Consider the following 5,097-nt stretch of genomic DNA (forward strand, 5'->3'; position numbering starts at 1 on the left):
GCAAACACCTACGCGACCAGATACGCGAGCATAGCCGTCTGCCGCATGTGCTGCACCTTGTTCATGACGAACGAAATAATGTTTAATTTCAGGGAAGCTATAAATTTCATCGTAAATTGGAATTACCGCGCCACCTGGGTAGCCGAACATATCAGTTACGCCTAGGCGATGCAATGTTTCAAGGACAATGCGTGCCCCATTGATTGTTTCTGCGCTCATAGGAACCCTTTCAACCAGCTATTCAGACAAGGTCTCGCTGGAATTTAAACGTTTAATAATGTAACCATTATTTTTGAAAGTATCAATAATCTGTTGGATGTGTTCTTCACCATTTGTTTCTACTGTTACTTGCAATTCCACTTCGTGGAAGCGGTCAAGGTTTTTAAACTGATTGTGATCAAGCTTAATAACGTTTGCATCCGCCTCTGCAAGCATTTGAGAAACAGCCACTAATTGACCTGGTTTATCAGGCAAGTTAACGGAGAAGGTAAAGATACGTCCACGTACGACAAGACCTTTATTGATCATAGAGGAAATGGTAAGTACGTCGATATTACCACCGCTGACGATAGCCACAACCTTTTTACCAGTACAGTTTAATTTTCTAAGACCTGCTAATGGTAAAATACCAGAGTTTTCTGCTACTAATTTATGTTTTTCTACGAGCAACAAGAAGGCTTCCATCAACTCGTAGTCAGAAACAGTAATAATTTCATCTACATATTGTTTGATATATTCTAATGTAGTTTCACCAATTTGACGGACTGCTGTACCATCCGCAATAGTAGCCACTTCATCAAGTGGTACTGGATGGTCAGCTTTAAGTGCTGCTAGAGCACTAGCTGCGCCTTCTGGTTCTACACCGATAATCTTAACACCCGGATTTTTTAATTTAGCCGCCGCTGCAATACCAGATACGATACCGCCACCCCCAACAGGGACGAGCAAGATATCCGCATCAGGCAATTCTTCAAGAACTTCAAGAGCAATTGTACCTTGTCCTTCGATTACATCTTCATCATCAAAAGGATGAACAAACACATAACCGTGTTCTTGTTGGAGTTCCATCGCCTTTTGGCAAGCTTCATCATAAATCTCGCCGTGTAGTACGACCTCTGCTCCGTATTGTTTCGTTGCATTTACCTTGATGAGAGGCGTATGCTTTGGCATTACGATTGTAGCTTTAATGCCCAGGCGTTTTGCGGCAAGGGCCACACCTTGTGCGTGGTTGCCCGCAGACGCGGCGATAACACCGCGCGCCTTTTCCTCTTCCGTCAATTTTGCAATTTTATTGTAAGCTCCACGGACCTTGAAGGAGCCTGTTATTTGTAAGTTTTCTGGCTTGATATATACATCATTGCCACACTCGTCAGAGAACACATCACTATGAAGCAATTTTGTTTTCACTGTGATTGTGCTTAATCGCTCACGAGCCTCCATAAAATCATACAACTTATGCATGTACTCTATCTCCTCTAGTTAGTATTAATGAAAGTCTAGATTAGTCTTCAAATACTTCGATAGCACCTTGTGCTGCAGAGGATACGTGAAGAGCATATTTTTTAAGGTAACCAGTTACATTGGATTTGAATGGTTTCAATGCAGCTTTACGACGAGCGATTTCCTCATCGGATACAGCCAATTCCAATTTGCCGTTTGGAATGTCGATGTTGATGATATCACCATCTTCAACAACAGCGATTGTGCCACCTGCTGCCGCTTCTGGAGATACGTGTCCAATGGATGCACCACGAGTAGCACCAGAGAAACGACCGTCAGTCAACAAGGCTACATCTTTATCTAGACCCATACCAGCGATCATGGATGTTGGTGTTAACATTTCGCGCATGCCAGGGCCACCTTTAGGACCTTCGTAACGGATAACTACCACGTCGCCTTTTACGATTTTACCGCCGGTAATAGCTTCAACAGCTTCTTCTTCGCTGTTGAATACTTTTGCTGGACCAGAGTGTACAAGCATATCTGCATCTACAGCACCAGCTTTTACGACGGAACCATCTTCAGCAAGGTTTCCTTTAAGTACGGCAATACCACCAGTTTCGTGAACTGGATTATCCCAAGGATGAATTACATCTTCGTCAGCTACGTACGCAGCCTCCGCAATTTCACCTTGTGTTTTAAGAGCTACTGTTTGGCACTCAGTATGGAGACGACCATTTTCTGCTAAGCGTTTCAACACCGCAGATACACCGCCAGCTGCATATAAGTCTTCGATGAAGTACACGCCAGATGGGGACAATTTAGATAATTGTGGTGTAATTTGAGCAATGCGATCGAAATCGTCTAAGGATAATGGCACACCTGCTTCGTGAGCAATGGCTGGCAAGTGAAGTGCTGTGTTAGAGGAACCACCTAACGCCATATCGAGAGCTACTGCATTTTCGAATGCTTCGCGAGTCATAACATCTTTTGGACGAAGATTTGCTTTTAATACCTCTACTGCTTGCATGCCTGCTAATTTAGCCAAACGCAAACGTTCAGAATATACAGCTGGGATAGTACCGTTACCAGGAAGGCCCATACCAAGAGCCTCAGTTAAGCAGTTCATTGTGTTTGCTGTGTACATACCAGAGCAAGAGCCACATGTAGGACATGCATTATCTTCAATGCTTGCTAACTCTTCATCGCCCATTTCGCCAGTTTGGTGTTTACCTACTGCTTCAAACACGTCGGACAAACCAATTTTTTTACCTTTATGTACACCAGCAAGCATTGCACCACCAGATACGAATACAGATGGAATGTTAAGGCGAGCCGCCGCAATCAACATACCTGGTACTACTTTGTCGCAGTTTGGAATGAATACCATCGCATCGAATGGTGTTGCCATTGCAGTTGCCTCAATGGAGTCAGCAATAATATTGCGTGTAACCAAGGAGTATTTCATGCCGATGTGGTTCATCGCCAAGCCATCGCAAATACCGATTGTATTGAACTCGATTGGCACACCACCTGCGTTGCGGATGCCGTCTTTTACGGCTTGTACAATATTTTTCAGGCCTACGTGACCAGGGATAATCTCGTTGAAAGAGTTTGCAATACCAATGACTGGTCTGCCCATTTCTTCGTCAACGAAACCCAGAGCTTTTAGCAAAGATCTGTGTGGTGCACGTGCTACGCCTGTTTTTAAATTGTCACTTCTACAACTCATGTTAAATCTCCTCACTTTTGAAAGCATCCACTTGGACGGCTTTCATAACGCATAAAAAAAGACGATTCCAATGAATCGTCTTAAAAGTTTACAAATGATATTCCTTTTGTTTACAGAATTCCTATATACATAAATAGACCTATGTACCCCTTGGAAAATATACACATAAGAAACAAACCATATAGCCAAAATCTTATTGATTGTATATTAACCCATTCGCGGAACTTCTAAGACAAAAACGTGTTAAGTTGTTGTTCATAATTCGAATGTCATTAATAATCACGACTAGCGCAATAATCAACAAGCTAATGACTAAACCTAACATGTTTCCTCCTAAAATAATCTGTAAAATTAATCACGGAATAATAATAACACGTTATAATATGACGCGCAAGATAATTCGCTATAAATTCTATAGATTCACTATAGTTTTTTTATGAAGTTCACCATATAAAAAAACTATAGCAAACCTAGTAAGGTATAAAAACTTTACATATAACACTAAAAAATCCCTCACCGTAGCGAGGGATTTTTATATTATAGGATACCAAAGATCCACATGCCGAGGGCACCGCCCCAGAAGTGAATGAGGAAGCTTACTACAGAAATAGCAAGGCCTACGCGCCACCACGTACCTTGCGGTACATAACCAGCGCCAAAGAAGATTGGAGTTACACCAGAGCTATAGTGAGTCAATGTACAACCAGGGCTGTTCATCAAACCAAAGAGCAAGATGGTAAATGGAATAGGTGCGCCCATAGCCACGAGAATGGCCGCAAAGGCGGAAAACAACGCTGTAATACGCGCCGTACCACTAGCGAAGAAGTATTGCGAGTATACAAAGGTTGCAGAAATAATAAAGGATGCCCAGAACCAGTCGATACCAACGAGATGTTGACTAACAAAGTCTGCAAAGACAGCTACTACACCGAGTTTACCGAGCAAGCCTGCCATGCCAACGAGAGTACCCATCCAAATCAGGATATCCCAACCAGTGCGTTCCCCTAAGATGTCATCCCATGTAAGAGAACCCGTCACTACACAAGCAAGAACGCCCATCATAGCAACTACCGTTGGATGAAGCTTCGTCCAAATAGCCGTAGCCCAAAGCAAGATACAAAGCACAAAGATAATAGCTACAGAAATTTCTGCTTTTGTAATAGGACCAAGAGCATCTAACTCTTTTTGAGCCATCGCCGCCGCTTGTGGTGTCTCTTTAATCTCAGGTGGGTAGATTTTATAGATGAACCAAGGCATCAAAATCATACATATCACACCAGGAATCACGCCCGCTTGAAACCATTCCCACCAAGAAATATCATAACCGAATAATTTTGCCCCTAAAGATGTAATGAGCAAGTTACCACTACATGCAGTTAAGAAGATTGTTACAGTAATAGTGTTAATGGTATGCGCTGTCGTCATCAAGTACGCCCCTATGCGACGAGCAGTCTTACCATATGGTTCAGAATCAAAAGCTAACGAAATATTTTGCACGATAGGGAATACGATACCTCCCCCACGCGCCGTATTAGATGGCGTCGCTGGAGAAATAATTAAGTCCGTACATGCTAGTGCATAGGCTAGCTTTAAAGAGCTAGTACCAAAGGATTTAATTAAGGTGTACGCAATGCGCTTACCAAGGCCAGAATTAATAATACCTCTAGAAAAGAATACGGCCGCTACGATAAGCCACACGTTGGCCTCTGCATAACCACCTAATGCTTGCACCATCGTAATAGACTTTGTGGCTACTGCCGCAACGATACCAAAGAGCGCCATAATACCCGTTGGCCAAGGGCGCAGAATAAAGCCTACAATTGTAGCCGTGAAGATAGCTAATAAATGCCAACCTTCAGGCTTGATTGCCTCCGTGTGAGGCAAGAACCAGATTACGAGGCCCACCAAAACGGTAAGGGCCGCTC

4 protein-coding genes are annotated in these 5,097 nt (G+C 43.0%); all 4 read right to left on the minus strand.

Annotation, left to right across the window (positions count from 1 at the left end; translation table 11 throughout):
• Positions 1-219, minus strand: a 219-nt coding sequence (locus Q0F90_RS07070; protein ID WP_296004341.1) for a thiamine pyrophosphate-binding protein, incomplete at its 3' end; no start/stop codon positions are given.
• Positions 220-237: 18 nt separating this feature from the next.
• A complete protein-coding gene (gene ilvA / locus Q0F90_RS07075) occupies positions 238-1,461 on the minus strand; it encodes a threonine ammonia-lyase (RefSeq protein WP_296004342.1) in 1,224 nt (407 codons plus the stop codon).
• 40 nt (positions 1,462-1,501) lie between these two features.
• A complete protein-coding gene (ilvD, locus tag Q0F90_RS07080; RefSeq protein WP_105081903.1) occupies positions 1,502-3,172 on the minus strand; it encodes a dihydroxy-acid dehydratase in 1,671 nt (556 codons plus the stop codon).
• Between the two features lie 537 nt (positions 3,173-3,709).
• Positions 3,710-5,097 (minus strand): DASS family sodium-coupled anion symporter (locus Q0F90_RS07085; protein ID WP_296004343.1); only part of this gene is annotated, 1,388 nt, incomplete at its 5' end.

The organism is uncultured Veillonella sp., assembly GCF_934190855.1.
Taxonomy (GTDB): domain Bacteria; phylum Bacillota; class Negativicutes; order Veillonellales; family Veillonellaceae; genus Veillonella.

Coding starts and splice junctions, on each gene's coding strand:
- ilvA (WP_296004342.1), bottom strand. CDS start 1,461: ATGCATAAGTTGTATGATTTTATGGAGGCTCGTGAGCGATTAAGCACA.
- ilvD (WP_105081903.1), bottom strand. CDS start 3,172: ATGAGTTGTAGAAGTGACAATTTAAAAACAGGCGTAGCACGTGCACCA.